Origin of the sequence: Erythrobacter neustonensis, from assembly GCF_001663175.1 — a bacterium.
Lineage (GTDB): Bacteria > Pseudomonadota > Alphaproteobacteria > Sphingomonadales > Sphingomonadaceae > Erythrobacter > Erythrobacter neustonensis.
The window spans coordinates 1,638,685-1,661,861 of record NZ_CP016033.1 but is presented as its reverse complement, the minus strand read 5'-3'; the positions used below and the strand labels follow the sequence as shown (position 1 = coordinate 1,661,861).

Annotated in this window: 22 protein-coding genes and 1 riboswitch; of the genes, 12 read left to right on the top strand and 10 right to left on the bottom strand. The window is 64.0% G+C overall.

Annotated elements, in window-relative coordinates:
- Window positions 1-39: 39 nt before the first annotated feature.
- Window positions 40-1,491, bottom strand: a complete 1,452-nt coding sequence (locus A9D12_RS14505; protein WP_082925458.1) for an SEC-C metal-binding domain-containing protein — start codon at window positions 1,489-1,491, stop codon at window positions 40-42.
- 259 nt (window positions 1,492-1,750) lie between these two features.
- Here A9D12_RS14505 and A9D12_RS07675 point away from each other — a divergent pair, with 259 nt between their 5' ends.
- Window positions 1,751-2,215 (top strand): YaiI/YqxD family protein, encoded by a 465-nt coding sequence (locus A9D12_RS07675; RefSeq protein ID WP_068350754.1) that lies wholly within the window; start codon window positions 1,751-1,753, stop codon window positions 2,213-2,215.
- A gap of 21 nt (window positions 2,216-2,236) precedes the next feature.
- On the opposite strand, the gene A9D12_RS07670 is transcribed toward A9D12_RS07675, so the two are convergent.
- Complete coding sequence (locus A9D12_RS07670) at window positions 2,237-2,431, bottom strand: hypothetical protein (RefSeq protein ID WP_068350753.1); 195 nt, start codon at window positions 2,429-2,431, stop codon at window positions 2,237-2,239.
- Window positions 2,432-2,535: 104 nt separating this feature from the next.
- The gene (locus tag A9D12_RS07665) at window positions 2,536-2,778 is read right to left on the bottom strand and encodes a cold-shock protein (protein WP_068350752.1); all 243 of its coding nucleotides are present in this window, start codon (window positions 2,776-2,778) and stop codon (window positions 2,536-2,538) included.
- A gap of 262 nt (window positions 2,779-3,040) precedes the next feature.
- Here A9D12_RS07665 and A9D12_RS15095 point away from each other — a divergent pair, with 262 nt between their 5' ends.
- Window positions 3,041-3,175: a hypothetical protein gene (locus tag A9D12_RS15095; RefSeq protein ID WP_257737031.1), complete on the top strand. Its 135-nt coding sequence runs from the start codon at window positions 3,041-3,043 to the stop codon at window positions 3,173-3,175.
- Between the two features lie 94 nt (window positions 3,176-3,269).
- Here the strand turns inward: A9D12_RS15095 and thiC are convergent, their stop codons facing one another.
- The 4 genes from thiC to A9D12_RS07645 form a co-directional block, all read right to left on the bottom strand.
- Window positions 3,270-5,141: a phosphomethylpyrimidine synthase ThiC gene (gene thiC, locus A9D12_RS07660; RefSeq protein ID WP_068350751.1), complete on the bottom strand. Its 1,872-nt coding sequence runs from the start codon at window positions 5,139-5,141 to the stop codon at window positions 3,270-3,272.
- A 48-nt stretch (window positions 5,142-5,189) separates the two neighbouring features.
- Window positions 5,190-5,298, bottom strand: a riboswitch (TPP riboswitch).
- A 36-nt stretch (window positions 5,299-5,334) separates the two neighbouring features.
- Window positions 5,335-5,952, bottom strand: coding sequence for a DUF2585 domain-containing protein (locus tag A9D12_RS07655; protein WP_231889570.1), 618 nt, complete (start codon window positions 5,950-5,952; stop codon window positions 5,335-5,337).
- Window positions 5,949-7,226: a metal-dependent hydrolase family protein gene (locus A9D12_RS07650; RefSeq protein ID WP_068350750.1), complete on the bottom strand. Its 1,278-nt coding sequence runs from the start codon at window positions 7,224-7,226 to the stop codon at window positions 5,949-5,951. Before A9D12_RS07650 ends, A9D12_RS07655 begins: the two co-directional genes overlap by 4 nt.
- 72 nt (window positions 7,227-7,298) lie before the next feature.
- The gene (locus tag A9D12_RS07645; protein ID WP_068350749.1) at window positions 7,299-8,219 is read right to left on the bottom strand and encodes a MipA/OmpV family protein; all 921 of its coding nucleotides are present in this window, start codon (window positions 8,217-8,219) and stop codon (window positions 7,299-7,301) included.
- Window positions 8,220-8,363: 144 nt separating this feature from the next.
- Here A9D12_RS07645 and crtY point away from each other — a divergent pair, with 144 nt between their 5' ends.
- The 7 genes from crtY to A9D12_RS07610 all read left to right on the top strand — a co-directional run bounded on the left by crtY (window position 8,364) and on the right by A9D12_RS07610 (window position 16,887).
- Window positions 8,364-9,641, top strand: a complete 1,278-nt coding sequence (crtY, locus tag A9D12_RS07640; RefSeq protein WP_068353994.1) for a lycopene beta-cyclase CrtY — start codon at window positions 8,364-8,366, stop codon at window positions 9,639-9,641.
- Window positions 9,642-9,748: 107 nt separating this feature from the next.
- Window positions 9,749-11,200: a phytoene desaturase gene (locus A9D12_RS07635; protein ID WP_068353992.1), complete on the top strand. Its 1,452-nt coding sequence runs from the start codon at window positions 9,749-9,751 to the stop codon at window positions 11,198-11,200.
- Window positions 11,197-11,631, top strand: coding sequence for a T6SS immunity protein Tdi1 domain-containing protein (locus A9D12_RS07630; protein ID WP_068350748.1), 435 nt, complete (start codon window positions 11,197-11,199; stop codon window positions 11,629-11,631). The genes A9D12_RS07635 and A9D12_RS07630 overlap by 4 nt, the downstream gene beginning before the upstream one ends.
- Window position 11,632: 1 nt before the next feature.
- Window positions 11,633-12,214, top strand: a complete 582-nt coding sequence (locus A9D12_RS07625; RefSeq protein ID WP_068350747.1) for an LOG family protein — start codon at window positions 11,633-11,635, stop codon at window positions 12,212-12,214.
- Between the two features lie 11 nt (window positions 12,215-12,225).
- Entirely contained in the window at window positions 12,226-13,191 is a 966-nt protein-coding gene (locus tag A9D12_RS07620) for a phytoene/squalene synthase family protein (RefSeq protein WP_068350746.1), read from the top strand.
- Between the two features lie 61 nt (window positions 13,192-13,252).
- Window positions 13,253-15,211, top strand: coding sequence for an acetyl/propionyl/methylcrotonyl-CoA carboxylase subunit alpha (locus A9D12_RS07615; RefSeq protein WP_068350745.1), 1,959 nt, complete (start codon window positions 13,253-13,255; stop codon window positions 15,209-15,211).
- Window positions 15,212-15,318: 107 nt separating this feature from the next.
- On the top strand, window positions 15,319-16,887 hold the full coding sequence (locus tag A9D12_RS07610) for an acyl-CoA carboxylase subunit beta (protein WP_068350744.1): 1,569 nt from the start codon (window positions 15,319-15,321) through the stop codon (window positions 16,885-16,887).
- On the opposite strand, the gene A9D12_RS07605 is transcribed toward A9D12_RS07610, so the two are convergent.
- Window positions 16,866-17,510 carry an NUDIX hydrolase gene (locus A9D12_RS07605; RefSeq protein ID WP_231889569.1) on the bottom strand — a complete coding sequence of 215 codons (645 nt, stop codon included), beginning with the start codon at window positions 17,508-17,510 and terminating at the stop codon, window positions 16,866-16,868. The two genes, A9D12_RS07610 and A9D12_RS07605, sit on opposite strands and share 22 nt — an antisense overlap.
- Window positions 17,511-17,615: 105 nt before the next feature.
- On the opposite strand from A9D12_RS07605, the gene A9D12_RS07600 reads away from it, so the two are divergent.
- Both A9D12_RS07600 and A9D12_RS07595 read left to right on the top strand, forming a co-directional pair.
- Complete coding sequence (locus A9D12_RS07600; protein ID WP_068350742.1) at window positions 17,616-18,680, top strand: bifunctional nicotinamide-nucleotide adenylyltransferase/Nudix hydroxylase; 1,065 nt, start codon at window positions 17,616-17,618, stop codon at window positions 18,678-18,680.
- A 65-nt stretch (window positions 18,681-18,745) separates the two neighbouring features.
- The gene (locus A9D12_RS07595) at window positions 18,746-20,128 is read left to right on the top strand and encodes a nicotinate phosphoribosyltransferase (RefSeq protein WP_068350741.1); all 1,383 of its coding nucleotides are present in this window, start codon (window positions 18,746-18,748) and stop codon (window positions 20,126-20,128) included.
- Window positions 20,129-20,152: 24 nt separating this feature from the next.
- Here A9D12_RS07595 and A9D12_RS07590 read toward each other — a convergent pair whose 3' ends face one another.
- The gene (locus A9D12_RS07590) at window positions 20,153-21,430 is read right to left on the bottom strand and encodes a multidrug effflux MFS transporter (RefSeq protein WP_068353990.1); all 1,278 of its coding nucleotides are present in this window, start codon (window positions 21,428-21,430) and stop codon (window positions 20,153-20,155) included.
- A gap of 127 nt (window positions 21,431-21,557) precedes the next feature.
- Here A9D12_RS07590 and dinB point away from each other — a divergent pair, with 127 nt between their 5' ends.
- Window positions 21,558-22,688 carry a DNA polymerase IV gene (gene dinB, locus A9D12_RS07585; protein ID WP_068350740.1) on the top strand — a complete coding sequence of 377 codons (1,131 nt, stop codon included), beginning with the start codon at window positions 21,558-21,560 and terminating at the stop codon, window positions 22,686-22,688.
- Between the two features lie 11 nt (window positions 22,689-22,699).
- Here the strand turns inward: dinB and A9D12_RS07580 are convergent, their stop codons facing one another.
- Complete coding sequence (locus tag A9D12_RS07580; RefSeq protein ID WP_068350739.1) at window positions 22,700-23,173, bottom strand: NUDIX hydrolase; 474 nt, start codon at window positions 23,171-23,173, stop codon at window positions 22,700-22,702.
- Between the last annotated feature and the right edge of the window lie 4 nt (window positions 23,174-23,177).

The following is a 23,177-nucleotide window of genomic DNA, read 5'->3' as shown; positions in this document are numbered from 1 at the left end:
GAGAATGACTTAGGGTGGGGGGTGTAGGAAAGGGGGCAACTATCGTGAATGACAGTGCTTAAACTTCTTCCCTGAGCCACACGGACATTTTTCGTTACGTCCGATTTTTCTAACCCCGCCCTCTGACAAATGAGGTGCAGGAAACTCTGAAGCCCTTATTTTTTTGACCTTTCCAATCTTGAAAAACTTGAATTCTTCATTAACTTTTTCATATGATTTCTTGATTGAATTATTCCATTTTGAAAAATCCATAATCATGAAATCCTCGGAATTAGAGGCAGCATATTTGGGTGCGTCGATTGCAATTCCCACGATTTTTTGCAATCGCGGGAACTTTATTTTTGCCGAAGCGCATGCAATTTCTAGGATTTTTGTTCTAATCATTCTGTATTCATTTAGGTTCTGATCCTTTAGATCAGACTTCAATTGGAGGAAAACATATCCAAGTCGATCATAAAACGATGGCAAAAGAGTGACATTACGCGTGGTCGGGGCATCATTCTCCGGAAACGCCTTGATAGCCGCTTCAATTCGTTCTGAAATAACCCTACGGATAAATCGCGGCTCCTTCGCCATATAATGCATCGGATTTTCAGTACTAAATGGATCAGAATCTCCCAATAGAGCCCCTGACAATGCATTTTCTGCCGTCATTTGTATAAGATTATCCCAGGTCCGCGATTTCTCATTTGCCAATTTTCGTCGTCGATATGCTTCGGTCCCCCTAAAATCTTCGTATTCACCCTCTCTAATATGGACAAAGTCAAAATCAGGTCCGACACCAATTATGTGGCGCCCAGCTTTTTTGTCGTAATTTAAAAGATAGTGGGCAACCAAATCCTCTTCACCGCAATACGTGATTGCAGTATAGCGTTCAATAGCATCCAACTTTGCATTTAAGTACCAAATAAAATCTGATATTGTATCGAGTTCATTTAGTACTATTCCAAGATTCTCAGAGTCAAATACATGAAATGGATCGCGCTTGTCTATGGAAACAAAAAAGGGTGGATCAAAATTCTTATCATTGAACGGCGAATAGGCGACTGCTAAACTTCCAGTTACATTAGCGCCACTGTAGCGCTTGCACGCCTCCTTAGCGCCATGTGCGACAATAATTTTATGAACCCTCGCTGTTGGAGATATCTTTATCGGCAGCGGAATCTTTGCTTCAAGATCCAAGAACACACCACGGCCAGCTTTCAGATAGCGAGCAGCGCCAGAAGCATTCTTAGATTGTTTATCAATTACTTCTTTCCGCCATCGCGGCCATTCCACCTCGATCTTGGCATCGGTGCTTTTTAGCCGGTTACTCTCTCGGTCAAAGAAAACTAGAACGTCATTCTCAAAAACAACCAAGAGATCACAAAGCTCCTTTCCGTCATATTTCCAAGGGTTTGGGTAACTCCACAGCTTAAGGAAGCTACGCTCACAGAGTTTTGCAAGGAACTCTTCAGTGGGCGTAACGCCCGGAGATTTAGTGATTTCCATAGCGCCAATTAATTACCGAATTTCTTTGTTATTTCAATGGGATTTTCGTGTCATTCTCGATCAATGCGCCAATCACCTCTTAGTCATTGATCGTTGCACAGCACTTCGACCACTTCTTGGATGCACGCGCTTGACGACTTGTCGCAAGCGCCCTCCGCGCCTCTGTTGAATCTAAGTCTCTACGTAAAACCTTGCTAGAATGAGGGCGCACACCCCTCTCGCCCTTACGCCCCCCGCCCCACTCCGCTAAACCGTCCCCATGCCCCCCATAACCATCCTGATTGACGCCGATGCCTGTCCGGTGAAGGACGAGATCTACCGCGTCGCGGAGCGCTATCGCGCCGAGGTTCGCGTGGTCAGCAACGCGCCTTTCCGCATCCCCGACAGCCCGCGGGTGAAGCGTGTGGTCGTCTCGGACAGCTTCGATGCGGCGGATGACTGGATCGCGGAGGCGGCGGATGCGCGGAGCGTCGTCGTCACCGGCGACATCCTGCTCGCGGAACGCTGCCTCAAGGCGGGCGCGCGGGTGCTGAAGCACAATGGCGAGGAGTTCACCCCCGCCAGCATCGGCGGCGCGATTGCGACCCGCGCGATTCTGGCCGACCTGCGCGCCGGGATGGATGGTATCGGGGGCGGCCCTGCCCCGTTCGGCAAGGCGGATCGCTCACGATTCTTGCAGGCGCTCGACCGGGTGATGGTAGGAATGCGGCACCGGGCGTCCTGATCGGTCAGGGGGCGGCTCGCCTCAGTCCTGCCTGCTCTCTCCCACCACGAAGCGGTCCGTATCCACGTCCGCACCGCCAGCCTTGCGCATGCTGCGGATGCGGGACGCAAGGGCTGCGATCGACCCGCGGTAGGCAGCGCGGCGAATCAGTGTGGTCTCGCGGGACTTGCCGACGAGGGCGATCTGGTGGGCGCGCAGCAGTGCGTTCATGTCCATGGCGGAGGCCTTTGCGATTTGCGATGGGGGGCGGTTCGGGGGCGGACATGACCATGGGCTCCCGGTGGGTCCGGAAGCCCATGATGCAGCGTCAGGCCGGTGCGTCAGCTCTGCTGTTTGGCCGAGCTGTCACTGGTGCCGGCTTCCATCTGGAGATTGACGGCGTGCGCCTTGCCGCCATCGATCTGCCGGGTGTCGTAGCCGTAACGCTGGTCAGCGCGCGGCTCCTGCGCCTGCTGTTGCAGGTCGGACTTGTTGAACGACAGCGCATCGCCGCCCTTTTCGGGTGTGATCATCCCAGCGCCCTTGGCGCTGTCGTAGGACTTGATCTTGCCATAATGGGTCATGATGGTGCTTCCTTTCGTGTCCGCGCGGGCAGCCGGATATGGTCACTTGTGCACGGGGCCAAGAGTCGGACTGAAATAGCGCACCAATTTTACTTGGATGCATCGAATTTCTGTTTGACCGGTAGCCATACTGATGTGGGCATGAATTGACGATCTACAATGCAATTCTCAAACCGATTGTCGTATTTATTTCAGATTTATTGACTGCCGTTGTTATTTGATGCAGGCCAGCATCGGGCATCTCGCCCGATGGAGACATCCGATGGCCAAGGGCCAACAGAAGAAAAGCCGCGAAGCGCGCAAGCCCAAGGCGGACAAGGGACCCAAACAGAACGCCAGCCAGCCGAGCCTCAAGCCCGGCGGGATCAAGGGGTTGGAGAACATGAAGAACGCCTGACACACGAAGGGGCAGGGGTGCATCATGCACCGCCCGCCCCTCCGCGTGCTGCGAATGGCCCCCTCCCCCGGACGAGCCGGGGAAGGATCGCGCCTCAATCGTGTTCGCGGTCGCCTGCGCCGACGTAAAGCTGGTTGCCGACCTCGCGGAACTTCTCGCTCATTTCCGCCATGCCGGCCTCGGCTTCTGCCTCGGATGCGACGAAGGTTTCGATCCCGGCGTTCTGCTTCGCGGCGAAATCGCGCACTTCCTGCGTGATCTTCATCGAGCAGAACTTGGGCCCGCACATCGAGCAGAAATGCGCCGACTTCGCGCCTTCGGCGGGAAGCGTCTGGTCGTGGTATTGCTCGGCGGTTTCGGGGTCGAGGCTGAGGTTGAACTGGTCTCGCCAGCGGAACTCGAAGCGCGCCTTGGAGAGCGCATCGTCGCGCACCTGAGCGGCCGGGTGGCCCTTCGCCAAGTCGGCGGCGTGGGCGGCGAGCTTGTAGGTGACCACGCCGACCTTCACATCGTCCCGGTCGGGCAGGCCCAAGTGCTCCTTGGGCGTCACGTAGCAGAGCATCGCCGTGCCATACCACCCGATCTGCGCTGCGCCGATGCCGCTGGTGATGTGGTCGTATCCCGGCGCGATGTCGGTGACGAGCGGCCCGAGGGTATAGAACGGCGCCTCGCCGCAGGCCTGGAGCTGCTTTTCCATGTTCTGCTTGATCTTGTGCATCGGCACGTGGCCCGGCCCTTCGATCATCACCTGCACGTCCTGCTCCCAGGCGCGCTTGGTGAGTTCGCCCAGCGTGTAGAGCTCGGCGAACTGCGCTTCGTCATTGGCGTCGCGGATCGATCCGGGGCGCAGGCCATCGCCGAGGCTGTAGGCGATGTCATAGGCCTTCATGATCTCGGTGATCTCGTCGAAATGCTCGTAGAGGAAGCTCTCCTTGTGGTGGGCGAGGCACCACTTGGCCATGATCGAGCCGCCGCGGCTGACGATCCCGGTGACGCGCTTGGCGGTCAAGGGGATGTAGGGCAGGCGCACGCCGGCGTGGATGGTGAAATAGTCGACGCCCTGTTCTGCCTGCTCGATCAGCGTGTCGCGGAAGATTTCCCAGGTCAGCTCCTCGGCGATGCCGCCGACCTTCTCCAAGGCCTGATAGATCGGCACGGTGCCGATCGGCACGGGGCTGTTGCGCAGGATCCATTCGCGCGTGTCGTGGATGTTGCGCCCGGTCGAGAGGTCCATGATCGTGTCCGCGCCCCAGCGGGTCGCCCAGACCATCTTGTCGACTTCCTGCGCCACGTCGGAGGCCACGGCGGAGTTGCCGATATTGGCGTTGATCTTGACGAGGAAGTTGCGCCCGATCGCCATCGGTTCGCTTTCGGGGTGATTGATGTTGCTGGGAATGATCGCCCGGCCGCGCGCGACTTCGCTGCGCACGAATTCCGGCGTGATGACATCGGGGATTTCCGCGCCCCAGCTTTCGCCATCGCGCAGGTAATCGGCGGCAAGTTCGCGACCCAAGTTCTCGCGTTCGGCGACATATTCCATCTCGGGCGTGATGATGCCGCGGCGGGCGTAGTGCATCTGGCTGACGTTCATCCCGGCACGCGCGCGCAGCGGGCGCTTCACGACATTGGGGAACTGCGGGACGCCGCCCGAACGGTCCGGACCGAGCTGGCCGTTGTCCTCGGGGCGGACCTCGCGGCCATCGTAAGCCTCGACATCGCCGCGCGCCATGATCCAGTCACGGCGCAGCGGGGCAAGACCGGCGCTGATGTCGATGCGCGCCGCGGGGTCGGTGTAGGGGCCCGACGTATCATAGACCCGCACGCTGGGCTCGTTGCCTTCCAGATCGATCTCGCGCATCGCGACACGGATGCCGCTGCCGGTGCGCGCGCCGACGTGGACCTTGCGGCTGCCGCGGATCGGGCCGGTGGTGACGCCGATTTCGACGGGGGAATTGATGTCGGCCATGTCGCACTCTCTCTTCCGTGATGACGGACGGAGTGCGGGCGCAGAAACGCGTGCGACCGGACCACTCCCTCCGCCTGTGTTAACAGGTTCAGGTTCGACGGGTCGTGGGGTGCTTACGCCCACCTCTCAGCCTCAGCAGGCTCCCCGGGGATGGCGCCGGATTAGGACAAGGCGGGAGCCAAGTCCAGTCCGGTCAGGCCACGCCGCCCGCGGCCTGCCATGCCGCAATCGCATCGAGCGGATAGACCAGCATGATGACATTGAGCGTGAGATTGTCGCGCACCATGTAGCCTGCGACCAGTTCGCCGATGATCGCCAGGGCCACCGTCAGCCGCACTGGCAGCCTGAGCGCGAGCCAGAAGCCCAAGCCCATCCACCCGATATCGGCGGCGGAGTTAATCACGCTATCGCCCGAATAGCCGAAATTGGCAGTCACCGCGCGGAACCGGGCGATCACCATCGGCGTGTTTTCGAGCACCTCCCAGCCCGCCTCCAGCAGCACCGCGAGCGGCAGGCCCCAGCATCCCCCCTGTGCCCCGCTCAGCCCGCGCCGGACGAACAGCCACCAGCCAAAGGCATAGAAGATCATCCCGTGGATGATGTGGCTGGGCGTGTACCAGTCGGCGAGATGCTGGCTGTTGCCCGCATCGTTGATCTGGCCGTGCCACAGCTTGACATAACCGCATTCGCAGATCGGGGTGCGGCCCATTGCGAGCAGCACGAGGATCGCGGCCGCAGTTATCGCACCGGCCACCAGCCACGCCCGGCGATCGGGGACGAGCGCGCCCGTCCCCGCAAACCGCAGCCTCACTCGATCACGCGCCCGCGCACCATCACGAAATCGACCTTTTCGAGCACGGTGACATCGGCGAGCGGATTGCCGTCGACCGCGATGATGTCGGCCGAAAAGCCGGCGGCGAGCTTGCCGATCTGGTTTTCCATGCCGAGCACGCGCGCCGCGCCCGTGGTCGCGCTGGCGAGGACTTCGCGGTCGGTCATGCCCTGCTTTTTCATCAGGCCCAGTTCCTCGGCATTGCGGCCGTGCTGATAGACGCCCGCATCGGTGCCGAAGGCGACCGTGACGCCGAACTGCCGCGCGCGGGCCACAAGCGAGTTCATCAGCGGCTGCACCGCCCGGATCTTGGTTTCGACCACGGGGGTATAGACACCCTTGCCCAGCCCTTCGCTGACGCCCTCCAATGCCATCAGCGTGGGCACCAGCACCGTCCCGCGCGCCTTCATCGCCTTTGCCGCGGCCTCGTCGAGATAGGTGCCGTGTTCGATCGTGTCGATCCCGGCTTCGGCGGCCTGCTGTATACCGCGTGCGCCGTGCGCGTGGGCCATGACCTTCAGGCCGAGGCTGTGCGCGGTGTCGGCGATCGCCTTCATCTCCTCGGGCGAGAAATGCGCTTCGAGCCCGCGGCCCTGCTGTGACAGCACCCCGCCGGTCGCGGTGATCTTGATCACATCGGCCCCGTTCTGGCTGGCGAGCCGCACCTTGGCCGCGCATTCGATCACGCCGGTGCAATTGAACCCGGTATCGAGCAGCGCGTTGACTTCGGGGCGGAAGCCGTTGGTGTCGCCGTGCCCGCCGATGATCGCCAGCGCAGGGCCGGCCGCGATGATCCGCGGCCCGGGAATGATCCCTTCGGCGGTCCCGCGCCGCAGCGAAAAGGCGGTTTCCTGTCCGCTGCCCGCTTCGCGCACGGTGGTGAAGCCTGCCAGCGCGGTGACGCGCGCGTTCTTGGCCCCAACGACCACACCCCATTCGTCGGGTTCGACCGCTTCCTTCCAGAAATCGCCCCCCGGATCGCCGGTGAGATGGGTGTGCAGGTCGATCAGTCCGGGCAGCACGGTCTTGGCCCTGAGGTCGATCTCGCGGTCGGCGGTGATTGCGCCATGGCCGGGCGTGATGCTGGTGATCGTGCCATCGGTGACGAGGATCGTCGCCGGCCCGGTCGGATTGGCACCGGCATCGGTGATGACGCTGCCCGCGCGGATCGCCACAGTCTCGGCCATGGCGGGCGCGCCGATGGCAGCCAGCAGCGAAGCGCCGGCCATCAGACGCTTGCAGAAATGCTTCATGGTGTCTCTCCCCTCGTGTCTCTCGCGACACCTGATGGCGCGCGCGCGAACCCAAGGCAAGGGCGCGCAGCCTCAGAAGGTGTAGGCGACCCCCGTGCCGAGGATGAACTGGGTCGCATCGCCGCGCGCGGCGGTGAAGGGCGTGCGCGCGCTGTCCCCGATCAGGCGCGACACCCCGCCGATCCCGGTCAGCGACCAGCCGCCGTTCAAGGGGTTGCGGTCGAGATCATAGGCGAGGATTGCGGTGGAGCCGACGCGGTTCAGCCCGCCATCGGCGCGGAACTGCGGCAGACCCGTCGCCAAGGCCTGATCCGGGTTCACCGAGAAATAGTAACCGGCAAATTTGTCGTCGACGAACTCGGCGCTTGCATGCGCTTGCAAGGTGATGCCCTTGCCCACCAGCGCGCGGTAGCCCACCTGCGGTTCGACGATCAGCCCGTCATGCGCGCCCAGCACGTCGCGGCGCGCCTGCACGCCCACACTCAGCGCATCGAAGGGCTTGAACACCCCGGAAAAGCTGACCGCGACATTCGCGCCGATTTCCAGCGCGGGATCGAGCCTGCCTGCGCGCGCCACCACTTCGTCGCGGATGCGGTTGTTGCGATCGTTGCGGAAGCGGAAGGCGGGACCAAAGGCGAGCCGCGGGCCCTTGCGCGGCGCGAACGACGGCGCGGGCGAGTTGAGATCGAGCACGAAGCCCGGCCCGTTGGGGCTGATCCCCACCCCGCCGATCCGTCCCACGATCAGCGGCAAGGGGAAGGCAATGTAATCATCCGATCCGGCATAGCTCGGCACCATCGCCGCGCCGATGCCGATGGTGGCCCAGGTGCGGTCGAACACCGGCTTGGCAAAGGCGAAAGCCGCGGGCGGGGTTGCTGCCGGCGCGTCCTCGCGCGCGATTTGCGGTTCTGCCTCCCCGGCCAGTGCGGGGGCTGCGAGCGGGCCAAGGGTCAGGGCGAGCGCCAGTGATGCAAGCGTTGTGCGAAAAGGCATGGCAATCTGGTCCTGCAATCGGGGGATGATGGGGCGAAACCCGCGGGCGCCTTAAAGTTTCCGCGTGATGTTGCAACATCGCAAAACATGCCGGATTGGTGCATTCGATTGCCGTTCGTGTATGCCTCGCCTAGGGCATTGATGATGGTCGATTCACCTCCCGTTTCCGGCGCGCCAGACGCGGCACCCTTCGATGTGGTGATCGTTGGCGGCGGGCTGGCGGGCGGCTTGATCGCGCTGGCGCTGCACCGCCATGCGCCGGGCTGCCGCTTCGTTGTCGTGGAGGCGGGGCGCACGCTTGGCGGGCATCACCGCTGGAGCTGGTTCGAGACGGACATTCCGAAAGCCCAACGCGCGCTGGTCGCCGGGTTCAAGGTCAACGGCTGGGACGAAGGCTATGACATCGCCTTCCCGCGCCTTGGCCGCACGCTGCCGACCGCCTATCGTTCGCTCGCCAGCGCCGAATTTCACCGCGCGCTGACCGATGAACTGCCGCCCGAGCGGGTGATGCTGGGAACGAAGGCCGTCAGCCTCGATGAAAGCGGGGTGACGCTGTCCGATGGCACGTGCATCTCTGCGCGCCGGGTGATCGATTGCCGCCCGTTCGCACCATCGCGCCATCTATCGGGCGGCTGGCAGGTGTTCCTCGGCCAGCATTTCAAGTGCGAACAGCCGCACGGCCTCACCCGCCCGATCATCATGGATGCGGGCGTCGACCAGCTTGCCCCCCACGGCAACGGCGAAGCCTACCGTTTCGTCTATGTCCTGCCATTGTCGCCGGACGAGGTGTTCATCGAGGACACCTATTACGCCGACCAGCCGAAGATGGACGCCGCGGTGCTCAAGGGCCGCGTTGGCGAATATGCCCACCGCATGGGGTGGAAGGGCGAAGTGATCGATCAGGAGGCGGGCATCCTGCCGGTCGTTTCGGGCGGCGATTTTGCCGCGGCGAGCGCCGAGGTCGCGATCCCCGGCGTTGCGCTGGCCGGTGCGCGCGGGGGCTTCTCGCATCCGCTCACCAGCTACACCATTCCCTTTGCGGTCGCCAATGCGCTCGCCATCGCGAAACTGCTCGCCCGCCGGCCCGACATCTCAGGGGCCGAGCTTGCCGCCTTCTGCAGCGCGCGGGCCAGACGCCACTGGCGCGCGACCGCCTATTACCGCATGCTCAGCCGGATGCTGTTCGATGCTGCGGAACCAGGCAGGCGCGTAATCGTTTTCGAACACTTCTATGCGCTCAAAGGCAATCTCGTCGAACGCTTCTATGCGGGTCGTTCCACCTGGCCCGACCGGCTGCGCATCCTCACCGGGAAACCCCCCGTAGCTATCCCGCGCGCCATCCGGGCGCTGTTTTCACGCGGCACGCCGCTCGACACCAAACCCCTGGACACCAAGCTTCTCAACATGGAGACCCCGGCATGAACGCCGATGCGAAACTCAATCTTTCGGGTGCCAAGGGCGTGAACGCCGCGCTCGCCGCCCGCTATGACGGCCGCACCGCCTGCGTGATCGGCGCAGGGTTCGGCGGCATGGCGCTCGCCATCCGGCTGCAATCGGCGGGCATCGCCACCACCGTGATCGAAAGCCGCGACAAGCCCGGCGGGCGCGCCTATTTCTGGGAAAAGGACGGCTTCACCTTCGACGCCGGCCCCACCGTCATCACCGATCCCGATTGTCTGAAGGAACTATGGGGTCTCACCGGCCACGACATCGCCGACGATGTCGAGCTGATGAAGGTCATGCCCTTCTACCGCCTCAACTGGCCCGACGGCACGAACTTCGACTATTCGAACGACGAAGCGCAACTGAACGCCGAAATCGCCAAGCTGAACCCGGCGGACGTGGCGGGCTACGCGCGGTTCCTCGAATATTCCGAGCGGGTGTACAAGGAAGGCTACCTTAAGCTCGGCACCAAGCCGTTCCTCGATTTCAAGTCGATGCTCAAGGCCGCGCCCGCGCTGATCAAGGAACAGGCGTGGCGTTCCGTGTACTCGATGGTGTCGAGCTACGTCGAGAACGAGAAGCTGCGCGAGGCTCTGTCGTTCCACACGCTGCTGGTCGGCGGCAACCCGATGAACACCTCGTCGATCTACGCCCTCATCCACAAGCTGGAGAAGGACGGCGGCGTGTGGTGGGCGCGCGGCGGGACCAACCGGCTGATCGCCGGAATGGTGCGCCATTTCGAGCGGCTGGGCGGCACGATGCGCGTCGGCGATCCGGTGGTGCAGGTGCACACGCTGGGCACCCGCGCAACCGAGGTCGAAACCAAGTCCGGCTTCCGCCAGCGCTTCGATGCGGTCGCATCCAATGCCGACATCATGCATTCCTACAAGGAATTGCTGTCGGGCAGCGACCGCGGCAAGCAGATGGCCAAGAGCCTCAATCGCAAGAGCTACAGCCCATCGCTGTTCGTGGTGCATTTCGGGCTGGAGGGCACCTGGCCCGGCATCCCGCACCACATGATCCTGTTCGCCAAGCGCTACAAGGGCCTGCTCGACGACATCTACAAGAACGGCGTGGTGCCCGAGGATTTCGCGATCTACCTCCACCACCCTACCGTCACCGACCCGTCGATGGCGCCCGCGGGCCAGAGCACATTCTACGCGCTCGTCCCCGTCAGCCACATGGGCAAGATGCCGCTCGACTGGGATGAGGTCGGCCCGCGTCTGGAAAAGATGATTTTGGACGAGCTGGAGCGGCGCCTGATCCCCGACATCCACAGCCGGATCGTCACCAAGTTCAGCTATGCGCCCAAGGACTTCAAGCAGGACTTGAACGCACACATGGGCAGTGCCTTCAGCCTTGAACCCGTGCTGTGGCAGAGCGCCTGGCTGCGCGGCCACAACCGCGATGACGTGATCGACAATTACTATCTGGTCGGCGCAGGCACGCATCCCGGCGCCGGCATCCCCGGCGTTGTCGGCAGCGCGAAAGCGACTGCCGGGCTGATGCTGGAGGATCTGGCGAAGGTGCCTGCGTGAGCCTCGTCGAGGCGGTCAATGAAGGCTGGGGATGGACCGGCCTGACCGCCAAGCGGGTGGTCGCTCAGAGCCCCATGGGTCATCTTGTTGTCAGCGACGCCGACGGCGGATTCTTCTATGTCGATCCCGATGGCATGGCGATTATCGCCCTGGGCACGGAGGCCGAAGCGCAAGCACATCTCGCAAGCGACGAAGCAAAGGAACTGTGGAGTGGCGGCGCATTGGTCGAGGAGGCGAAAAGGCGTTTTGGCGAGCCGCCCGCAGGTTCGGTCTTTACAATCAAGCCCCATGCCATGATCGAGGGTCGATACGAACCGGAGAACCTTTGCCTAATGTCGCTCGTTGAACTCATTCGGTTCACCGGCGATATCGCGCAACAGATCAAGGACCTTCCGGACGGGTCGCAAATCCAGCTTAAAGTGACCGACTGATATGAAACGTCTTGCAGTCTATTGCGGCTCGGCCTCGCCCGAGGACGCGCGCTATGTCCAACTGGGTTACGATGTCGGCGCCGAATTGGCGCGCCGCGGGATCGGGGTGGTCTATGGCGGGGGCAAACTGGGCCTCATGGGCGCAGTGGCCAAGGGCGCGAAGGACAATGGCGGCGAGGTGATCGGGATCATCCCCGAAAGCCTGGTGCGCGCCGAGGTTGCCAACCACGATTGCGACGAGCTCGTCACCGTGTCGGGCATGCACGAGCGCAAGCAGCGCTTCACCGATCTGTCGGACGGGTTCGTCACCATCCCCGGCGGAGTGGGCACGATGGACGAATTGTGGGAAGCGATGAGCTGGTCGCAGCTGGGCTATCATTCCAAGCCCGTGGGCATTCTCAATGCTTTCGGGTTCTACGACGATCTGCTCGCCTTCAACGCGAAGATGGCGGCAGTCGGATTCGTCCGTCCGGCGCACCAGAACATCCTGATCGCGGCCGATGCCCTGCCCGAGCTTCTGGCGAAGATGGAGGCCTATGTGCCGCACACCCCGATCTTCAGCATGAAGTCCGAGGACCTCTAGGACGCTTCGCGATGGCGGTCGATCCAGCCACTCGCGCCGCGCTGGTCGAACATGCGCGGCTGACGATCAAGCAGGGTTCGCAGAGCTTTTCTGCCGCCTCGCAATTGTTCGACAACGAAACCCGCGAGCGCGCCTGGCTGCTCTATGCCTGGTGCCGCCGCGCGGATGACATTGCCGACAATCAGGAACTGGGCGGCGAACTCGGCGCGCAGACCGATCTTGCGGGCCGCCTTGCGCATATCCGGCGGCTGACCGCGCTTGCCTTTGACGGCGTGCCGACGGGCGACCCTGCCTTCGATGCGCTCGGCGTGGTGGCGGCCGAAGTCGGCCTGACCCCGGAAATGGCCGAGGACGTGATCGCGGGCTTCCAACTGGATGCGGAAGACTGGCGCCCGCGCACCGAGGCCGACATGCTGCGCTACTGCTATCACGTGGCAGGCGCGGTCGGCGTGATGATGGCGGTGGTGATGGGCGTCGATCCGAAGGATCAGGAAACGCTCGACCGGGCGAACGATCTGGGCCTTGCGTTCCAGCTGTCGAACATCGCGCGCGATATCGTCGAGGATGACGCCGCAGGGCGCTGTTATCTGCCGATCGAATGGCTGGTCGAACAGGATATCGAGCCCGGCCAGCACACCAAGCCGCACCACCGCGCCGAGCTTGCCGAAATGGCCGCAAGGCTGGTCGCGCTGGTCGAAAAGCACGAGGCCGCCGCGCGCGTGGGGGCAGCAAAGCTCCCGTTCCGCAGCCGCTGGGCGGTGCTGTCCGCCGCACGGATCTATGGCGCGATCGGGCGCAAGGTGCGCGCCCGCGGAGCCGATGCCTGGGCCAGCCGCACCTATGTGCCGCGCAGCGAAAAGGCGCTCTACGGCGTGCGCGCGTTTCTTTCTGCCGTGCTCAACCGCGAAAAGATGCCCGCTGGCGGGATCACTTGGGGTATCGCGGATTACCGCCCTGCCGTGCGGCCTCCGGCCTGAGCCTTTCGCACTTTCGCCGAGACGGTTTCCTTTGCAACCAAGTGGAGCTAATCCGGCGCGCATGATTACCAAGCTTCTGATCGCCAATCGCGGCGAAATCGCCTGCCGGATCATGCGCACCGCCCGCGCCATGGGTGTGGCGACGGTCGCGGTCTATTCCGATGCCGATGCCAAGGCATTGCATGTGCGAAGCGCCGACGAGGCGGTGCATATCGGCCCCTCGCCCGCTGCCGAAAGCTATCTGGTGGGCGAGAAGATCATCGCGGCGGCCAAGCAGACGGGCGCGGATGCGATCCACCCGGGCTATGGATTCCTCTCCGAGAACGCCGATTTCGCACAGGCCGTGATCGACGCAGGGCTGATTTGGGTCGGCCCCAAGCCTGCGAGCATCCGTGCGATGGGTCTGAAGGACGCGGCCAAGCAGCTGATGCGCGCCGCCGGCGTGCCGGTGACGCCGGGCTATGACGGGTCGGACCAGTCCGTCGAGCGGCTGACCAAGGAGGCCGAGGCGATCGGCTATCCCGTCCTCATCAAGGCGGTCGCGGGCGGGGGCGGCAAGGGGATGCGCAAGGTCGATGCGCCCGAGGATTTCGTGGCCGCGCTGGAGAGCTGCCGCCGCGAGGCCAAGGCGAGCTTTGGCAATGACGAAGTGCTGCTGGAAAAGTGGATCACCTCGCCCCGCCATATCGAGGTGCAGGTGTTCGGCGATGCCCACGGCAACGTCGTCCACCTGTTCGAGCGTGACTGCTCGCTCCAGCGCCGCCACCAGAAGGTGATCGAGGAAGCCCCCGCCCCTGGTATGGACGAAGCCACCCGCGAAGCGATCTGCGCCGCCGCCGTGCGCGCGGCACAAGCGGTCGATTACGAGGGCGCAGGCACGATCGAATTCATCGCCGACGCCAGCGAAGGCCTGCGCGCGGATCGCATCTTTTTCATGGAGATGAACACCCGCCTTCAGGTGGAGCATCCGGTCACCGAGGAGATCACCGGGGTCGATCTGGTCGAATGGCAACTGCGCGTGGCGAGCGGCGAGCCGCTGCCCAAGCGGCAGGAAGAACTGTCGATCAACGGCCACGCCATCGAAGCGCGGCTCTATGCCGAGGACCCGGCGAAGGGGTTTTTGCCGAGCCCCGGCCCAATTCACACCTTGTCGTTCATGCAACCATCACTGCCTGTCACCGACCCGGCCTCCTACGATTTCGAGAAACCCGCGCGCATCGAAACCGCGGTGGAAGAAGGCGACGTCGTGTCCGCGTTCTACGACCCGATGATCGCCAAGATCATCACCTATGGCGATGACCGAGAAGCGGCGCGGCGCAATCTGCTTTGGGCGCTCGATGCCATCTACGTTCTGCCAATCACAACCAACAAGCCGTTCTTGTACGAGTGCCTGTCGCTTACCGACTTTGCCGACGCCCGGCTCGATACAGGCCTGATCGCACGCCACGAAACCGAACTGACAGAGCCGCGCCCGATCACTGCGGTAGGCGGCGCCGTCGCGGCGAACACAGTATGGATGAACCGGTGGACTTACGGAGAAGCGCATTCGCACGCGCTTCAGGGGCTGACCCGCGACATGTTCGGGCTGCGTCTCAACGCGCCGCCGCGTCGAACTATCACGCTTTACGAAGGTGCCAAAGCAGTTACCGCCTCCCCCTTCGATGAGGATCGCGACGGGGGCGGTCATGCTGCACCGATGGGCGATGCCCCGAGCGATGCCGTGGTCGTAACCGAACGAGGGCGCACCTTCGTCCTGTCGTTGCGCGCCGACGGCACCGGCCAAGCCTCCGCCGCCGATGGCGCGATCATCGCGCCGATGCCGGGCAAGGTCATCGCGGTCGATGTGAGCGAAGGCCAGGCCGTCACCGCCGGGCAGCGGCTGATGGTGCTCGAGGCGATGAAGATGGAACACGCCCTCACCGCGCCCTTCGATGGCAGGGTCGAGGGGCTCAGCGTCAGCGCGGGGAGCCAAGTGCAAGTCGATGCGGTGCTCGCCAAGGTGGTACCACTCTCAGAATAGCCACTGCGTCACCCTGAACTTGTTTCAGGGTCCATTTCGCCCCACACACCTTGGCATAAAGCCGAGAGATGGATGCTGGACCAGGTTCAGCATGACGGGAGTGGGTTGTGAGCTGGGCCAAGGAACTCGAAGAACTGCGCCGCCGCGAAACATTCGCCGAGCAGATGGGCGGCGTGGACAAGGTCGCGCGGCAGCACGGGCGGGGCAAGATGGACGCCCGCGCGCGGCTCGCGGCCCTGTGCGACACCGGTTCCTTCCGCGAGATCGGCAAGATCGCAGGGTCCGCCAGATATGACGCGAGCGGCGACCTTGCGCACGTCACCCCCGCCCCTTTCCTGTTCGGCAAGGCGCTGATCAACGGCCGCCCGGTGGTCGCCACCGCGGACGACTTCACCATTCGCGGCGGCGCGGCGGACGCTGGCATCGCGCGCAAGATGGTGCAGGCCGAGCGCATGGCGCACGAGCTGAAGCTTCCGATCATCCGCATGATCGACGGCACGGGCGGCGGCGGTTCCGTCAAAACGCTCGAACAGATCGGCGCGACTTACATTCCTGCCGTGCCCGGCTGGGGCGATGTGGTGACAAACCTCGACACCGTGCCGGTGGTCGCGCTGGCATTGGGGCCGACGGCGGGCCTCGGCGCGGCGCGGACGGTGGCGAGCCACTATTCGATCATGGTCAAGGGCCTCAGCCAGATCTTCGCCGCTGGCCCCGCCGTGGTCGATGGCTTGGGCGATGCCTACAAGGGGGCTGCAGCCAATCACGAGGAAGCCAAGGAAGCCCTCGGCGGCTCTGCGATCCACACCCGTAACGGGGTGGTCGACGACGAAGTGGGAAGCGAGGCCGAGGCCTTCGCCCGCGCGCGGCATTTCCTGAGCTTCATGCCCGAATATGTCGGCCAGCCCGCGCGCCGCATCGCAACCGGCGACCCGGCGGACCGGCGCGAGGAGGCGCTGCTCAGCCTCGTGCCGCGCGAGGAGAAGCAGGTCTATTCGATGCGCCGCTGTCTCGATCATGTTTTCGACCACGGCACCGTCTTCGAAATCGGCCGCCACTGGGGCCGCGCGGCGATCACCGCATTGGCGCGGCTCGATGGCTGGCCGGTGTTCGTCATCGCCTCCGATCCCAGCTACCTTGGCGGATCGTGGGAGGCCAAGACGTCCGAGAAGGTCGAGCGGTTCGTGCGCCTCGCCGACCAGTTCCGGCTGCCCATCGTCCACCTCGTCGACAACCCCGGCTTCATGATCGGGCGCGAGGCGGAGATGGCGGGGACGATCCGCTACGGCGTCGACGCGATGAACGCGATCTATCGCGCGACGGTGCCGCTGGCGTCGGTCGTGCTCAGGCGCGCCTATGGCATCGCGGGGAGCGCGATGAGCAACGCCGAGCGGTATCAATACCGTTATTGCTGGCCGTCGGGCGACTGGGGCAGCCTGCCGATCGCGGGCGGGCTCGAGGTCGCCTACAAGTCCGAGCTGGAAGCCTCGGATGATCCGGCGGCGTTGCTTGAGGACATCCGCGAACGCCTCGCCAAGGTTACCTCGCCGTTCCGCTCAGCCGAACGGTTCAATGTCGAGGACATCATCGACCCGCGCGACACGCGCCCGCTCTTGTGCGAATTTGCCGGATTGGCGTGGCGCCGGCTCGGCGCGGATCAGGATGGTTTGCGGCGGTAGAGTTCGGCCGGGCGGAAGTTCGACACTGCCTCGCGCGTGCCGGTCGCCTCGATCCAGCCAGTGTCGATCATCCGGCGACGGAAGGCGGGCTTGTTGAGGCTTTTGCCGAGGATCGCCTCGTGCACGCCTTGCAGGTCGCGCAAGGTGAAGGCATCGGGGAGCAGCGCGAGCGCGACGGGGGTGTAATCGAGCTTGCCGCGCAGCCGGTCCTGCGCCGCACAGAGGATCGCGGCGTGATCGAAGGCGAGCGGTTCGGGCAGATCGCCCACCGGTGCCAGCATCAGATCATCGGCATCACCCACGGCGCTCGCCAGCCGCTCTTCGGGCAGCAGCGCGAAATAGGCGACGCTCACCGTGCGCATGCGTGGATCGCGTGCCGGATCGCCGAAAGTGTAAAGCTGTTCGAGCCAGCCGCCCTCGCCCGGCGCAAATCCCGCCTTGGCTGCCAGCACGCGGCGCGCGGCGGCATCGAGCGGTTCGTCAATACCGACAAACCCGCCCGGCAGCGCGAGGTGCCCGGCAAAAGGTTCCTCCGCCCGGCGTTGCAACAGCACTGCAAGGCCGGACCCAGTCACGGTCATCAGCACGAGGTCAACAGTCACGGCGAAAGGCGGGTGGCTCATGCCACTATCCATATAGCTTGACTGCTTATATGCAAATTGAATATAAGACATTCAGCGAGTCGGGGAGTCCGGTTCGCGCAATCATTTCGGGGGAGCCTCGAAGCCATGACAACCATCGATTTCGGCGTCTTTATCGGACGTTTCCAGCCGCTCCACATCGGCCACGAACATGTCATCGCCCGCGCGCTCGAACAGGTGGAACGCCTGATCGTGCTGGTCGGTTCGGCCAATGTCGCGCGCGATCCGCGCAATCCCTTCACCTATGCCGAACGCGAAGCGATGCTGCGCGGCGCCTTCCGCCATGAAGTCGCGCAAGGACGGCTGATCATCGCGCCGCTCGACGATCACCCCTATTCGGACACCGCCTGGACCGCGCAGGTCCAGCGGCAGGTTCGCGCGCTGGTGCTCGATCACGGCAACGCCCACGGCTTCCAGAACCACGGGCTGGCCGATTTCCGCATCGCGCTCGCCGGCTTCGGCAAGGACGCATCGAGCTATTATCTCAAGCTCTTCCCCGAATGGGAAAACCTGCAGATCGCCAGCCAATATGGCACCTTTTCCTCCAGCGACGTGCGAGCGGGCTATTTCCAGCGCATTGCGCAAGTGCCCGAAACGATCCTGTCGCCCGGCGTTGCTGCCTTCCTACGTGAATTTGCGCTGGGCGAGGTGTTCAAGGGATTGCTGGAAGAGGCAGAATATCTTGCCGCCTACCCCGCGCAGTGGGGGCCGGGGCCGTTCGTCACCGCCGATGCGGTGGTGGTGCAGGCCGGGCACATCCTGCTGGTGACACGCGGCTCGGCGCCGGGCAAGGGGCTGCTCGCGCTGCCCGGCGGCTTCGTCAACCCGGCCGAGCGCATCCGCGACGCCGCAATCCGCGAACTGCGCGAGGAAACCGCGATCAGCGACGGCAAGGGCCAGATCCCGCCCGCGATGCTCGCCAGTTTCATCGAGGATGCACGCACCCGCGTTTTCGATGCGCCGTCGCGCTCGCTCAGGGGCCGGATCATCACCCACGCCTTCCTGTTCCGCCTGCCCGAACGGCGCAAGCTGTTCAGCGTCAAGGGCGGCGACGATGCCGCGCATGCCCGCTGGTATCGCCTGGGCGATCTCAGCCCCGACATGCTGTTCGAGGATCACTGGGCGATCATCACCGCGATGGCCGATCTTTGATTTTCACACCTTTGCAAGGGGAGCCCTTGCAAGGCCGCACCAACCCCTGTGAGGAGTTCACAGCCATGACCGACAACCTGATCCTTGCGACCGACAGCTACAAACAAAGCCACTTCCTGCAATACCCGCCCGAAGCGCGCGCGATCAGCGCCTATGTCGAGGCCCGGCCCAACGATTTTGCGGACGAATTGCTGTTCTTCGGCTTGCAACCCTTCCTGCTGGAACGGCTCGGCAAGCCGATCGCCCTAGCAGATATCGACGAGGCCGAAGCGATCTGCACCGCGCACGGCGTTCCGTTCAACCGCGCGGGCTGGCAAATCGTGCTGGACGATCACGGCGGGTTCCTGCCGCTCGAAATCCGCAGCCTGCCCGAAGGCATGATCGTGCCGACCGGGGTGCCGCTGATTGAGGTCGAGACCACCGATCCGCGCCTGCCCTGGCTTGCTACCTTCATCGAAACCGCGCTGCTGCGCGCGGTGTGGTATCCCACCACCGTCGCGACGCTCAGCCGCCAGTGCCGGTTGATCATAGCCGCCGGGCTTGAGCAGAGCAGCGACGATCCGGCAGGCCAGCTGCCCTTCAAGCTCCACGATTTCGGTGCGCGCGGTGTGTCGAGCGGCCAGAGCGCAGGGATCGGCGGGATGGCGCACCTCGTCAACTTCATGGGCACCGACACGATGGAGGCGTTGGTTGCGGCACAGCGGTTCTATGGCGCGGAAATGGCGGGCTTTTCGATCCCCGCAGCCGAACACAGCACGATGACCAGCTGGGGCCGCGCGCGCGAGACCGCGGCGTATGAGAACATGCTCGATGCCTTCGAGGGCGAGGGGCGCATGGTCGCGGTGGTATCGGACAGCTATGATCTCGACGCGGCGCTGACCGGCATCTGGGGCGGCACCTTGCGGGACAAGGTGCTGGGCCGAAAGGGTACATTGGTGGTGCGCCCCGACAGCGGCGATCCGGTCGAAACGCCTTTGCGGGCGGTGAAGGTGCTGTGGGAGGCATTCGGTGGCACCGTCAACGCCAAGGGTTTCCGCGTGCTCGACCCCCATGTCCGCGTGATCCAAGGCGACGGCATGACGCCGGCCACCATCGCACGGCTGGTCGAACGGATGATCGCGGAAGGCTTTGCGATCGACAACATCGCCTTCGGGATGGGCGGCGGGCTATTGCAGCAGGTCAACCGCGATACGTTGCGCTTCGCGATGAAAGCCAATGCGATGCGCGACGACAAAGGCGTGTGGCACGACGTGTCGAAAGCGCCGCTGACCGATCCCGGCAAGGCAAGCAAGGCCGGGCGCCAAGCGGTGGTGCGCGAAGCCGGGCGGCTGGTGGCACGGCGGCGCGATGCGGTCGCGGACGGCGAGGATCTGCTCGTGCCGGTGTGGCGAAACGGAGAATTGCTGGTGCGCCGCACCTTCGATGAGATCAGGGCACGAGCTGCCTAGGCAATCACCGGGGGCGGCTGGGGTTCAGTCGCTCCCGGTGCCGAGCCGTTCGTCCGCATCCGACGGGCCGAACAGCTTGCCCTTCTCGCTCCACAGCACCAGCGCCAGACAGACAAGCCCGCTGGCCAGCAGGGCAAGCGCCAGCGGACGCGCGGTGCCATCATAGGCATAGCCGATTGCTCCGCCCAGCAGCGCGGCGGTGGTCATCCGCACGAAGCCGTGCGCCGAACTTGCCGCACCCGCGATGGCGAAGAACGGGTTCATCGCGATTGCGCCGAAATTGCTGCCGATGAAGCCCAGGAGCGCCATGTTGATCGCCATCAGCGGGACGAAGTGCCACAGCTTTTCCTCGCCCTGAAACGCGAACATCACTTGCAATGCCGCGACCACGATGAAGGCGAACAGGGCGGTGTGGCTTACCCGGCGCGCGCCGAAGCGTTCGACGATGCGCGAATTCGACCAGCTGGCGATTGCCATCGATCCGGCACAGATCCCGAACACCAGCGGGAAGATATCGCCCGCGCCAAAGGTCTGCGTGATCAGCTGCTGCGAGGAATTGATGAAGCCGAACAGGGCGCCGAACACCAGTGCCGAGCCGATGACATAGCCCGATACGCTCGGCAGCGTCAGTGCGCGCAGCATGTTGCCCGCGATCGCACGGGGCACGATCGGCTGGCGGTTTTCTTCCGTGAGGCTTTCGGGCAGGCGGACGAAGACCCAGGCCCCCATCACCACGCCCAGCACCGCCATCACGCCGAAGATCGCGCGCCAGCTGCCGAAAGTTTGCAGGATGCCTTCCCCGATGGTGGGCGCAACCGCAGGCACCATCAGGAAGATCACGAAGATCAGGCTCATCATCCGCGCCATCTTGTCGCCGCCCACGCGGTCGCGGATGATCGCCGGCGGAAGCGCGACAATCCCTGCGGCGAAGAAGCCCTGCGCCGCGCGGACCGCGATCAGCGCGTTGTAGGTGGGTGCCAGCGCGGAAAGCACAGAGAGCACGATATAAACGGCCACCGCGCCCAGCAGGATCGGCCGTCGCCCGAACCGGTCGGCCAGCGCGCCGGGCGTCAATGATCCGAGGCCGCCGGCGAGCAGATAGACGCCGATCACGAATTGCCGGTCGTTGCCGGGAACAGAAAGGTCGGCGGCAAGCGCATCGAGCGCGGGCAGGATCGCGTCGATCCCGAAGGCGTTCAGCGCCATCAGCATCGCCATCATCCACATCAGCTCGCGCTCGCCCAGCGCCTTGCGGGCGGGCGATGCGGCGACGGGAGAAGATGATGCGGGAGAGGTAGCCATCGCGGGGCCCTTGCCTCCTGCCTCACCCGATGACCACTGTTCATTTCGCATGTGCACAAAATGGCAGCGGGCGTGAAATGTTCCAGCAACAGTTCCTTCGGGCGCTGCAAACAACTATTTGCCGGACATGACCCGAACGGATGCGCCAGACGATCATGCCCCGCCCGGCGCGGACGAGCCTGGCCTGCGCAAGATCATCCATGTCGACATGGACGCCTTCTTCGCCAGCGTCGAACAACGCGACAATCCCGATCTCAAGGGCAAGCCGGTTGCAGTCGGCGGATCGGGCGGGCGCGGCGTGGTCGCGGCGGCGAGCTACGAAGCGCGGGTGTTCGGGGTGCGCAGCGCAATGCCGTCGGTCACCGCCAGCAGGTTGTGCCCCGACCTTATCTTCGTGCGCCCGCGGTTCGATGCCTACAAGGAAGCCAGCCGCCAGATCCGGCGGGTGTTCGAACACTATACGCCTGTCATCGAACCCTTGAGCCTCGATGAAGCCTATCTCGATGTCACCGAGGACCGTCTGGGGATCGGCAGCGCGACCCGCATCGCCACGCTGATCCGGCAGGAAATCCGCGCCAAGACCCGGCTGACCGCGAGCGCGGGGGTCAGCTACAACAAGTTCTTGGCCAAGCTGGCAAGCGACCAGAACAAGCCCGACGGGCTGTGCGTGATCCGTCCGGGGCAAGGCGCGCAGTTCGTTGCAGGCCTGCCGATCCGGCGGTTCCACGGGGTCGGCCCCAAGGCGGAAAGCCGGATGCAGGCCCTCGGCATTGCCACCGGCGCGGACCTTGCGGCAAAGGACATCGCCTTTTTGCGCCAGCATTTCGGCAGCATGGCCGATTACCTGTTTCGTGCCGCGCGCGGGATCGACCTGCGCCCTGTCGCCGCGCATCGCGTGCGCAAGTCGGTCGGCGGCGAGAGAACGTTCTCCGAAGACATCGGCAGCGGCGCCGCCTTGCGCGAAACGCTGGGGAATATCGTCGATATCGTCTGGGACCGGATCGAGGCCGCGGGCGCACGCGGTCGGACGGTGACGCTGAAGCTGAAATTCACCGATTTCCAGATCATCACCCGCGCAGCGTCATCGCCCGACGTCGTTGCCTCGAAGGAGGCTTTCGCGAGGATCGCGCGCGCGCTGCTAGAAGCCGAATTGCCCTTGCGCGGCCCGATCAGGCTGATGGGATTGACGCTGTCCGCGCTTGAAGGGGCAGAAAGCGCGAAGCCCGCACGCGATACGGCGCAGTTGCGGCTGCTTTAGACCGCCCCGCCCTATTCCATCCCGCGCGCGCGCCAGGCAGCGATCCGCGCGCGCGTGGTGCGCCCGAGCGGTTCGGGCAGCGAATGCGAGGGAAAGAAGCGCGCCTCGATCACTTCGCGCCGGTCGGGTGCGGGCTGGCGGTCGCACACCGCGGCAAAGACATGCGCGGTGTGCGGCGATCCTGACAGGACCTCGTCCAGCCGCGCAACGGGGTCGATCCTCGCAAGCTCGACGCCAATCTCCTCGAACACCTCGCGGCGCGCCGCCGCGACCGGATCTTCGCCGCGCGCGAGCCCGCCGCCCGGCAGGCTCCAGACATCGGGGCCATAGGAATGCTTGAGCAGCAGAACGTCGCCCGTCAGGTTGGTGACGATCACGCTCACCCCCGCGATCGGGCGTTTGCGCCAGCGCCGCCAGCGATGGCGCAGCGCATGGGCCAGCGGCATCAGCGCGCGGTGAACGGGAGCGGGAATAAGCCCGAGCATCGCG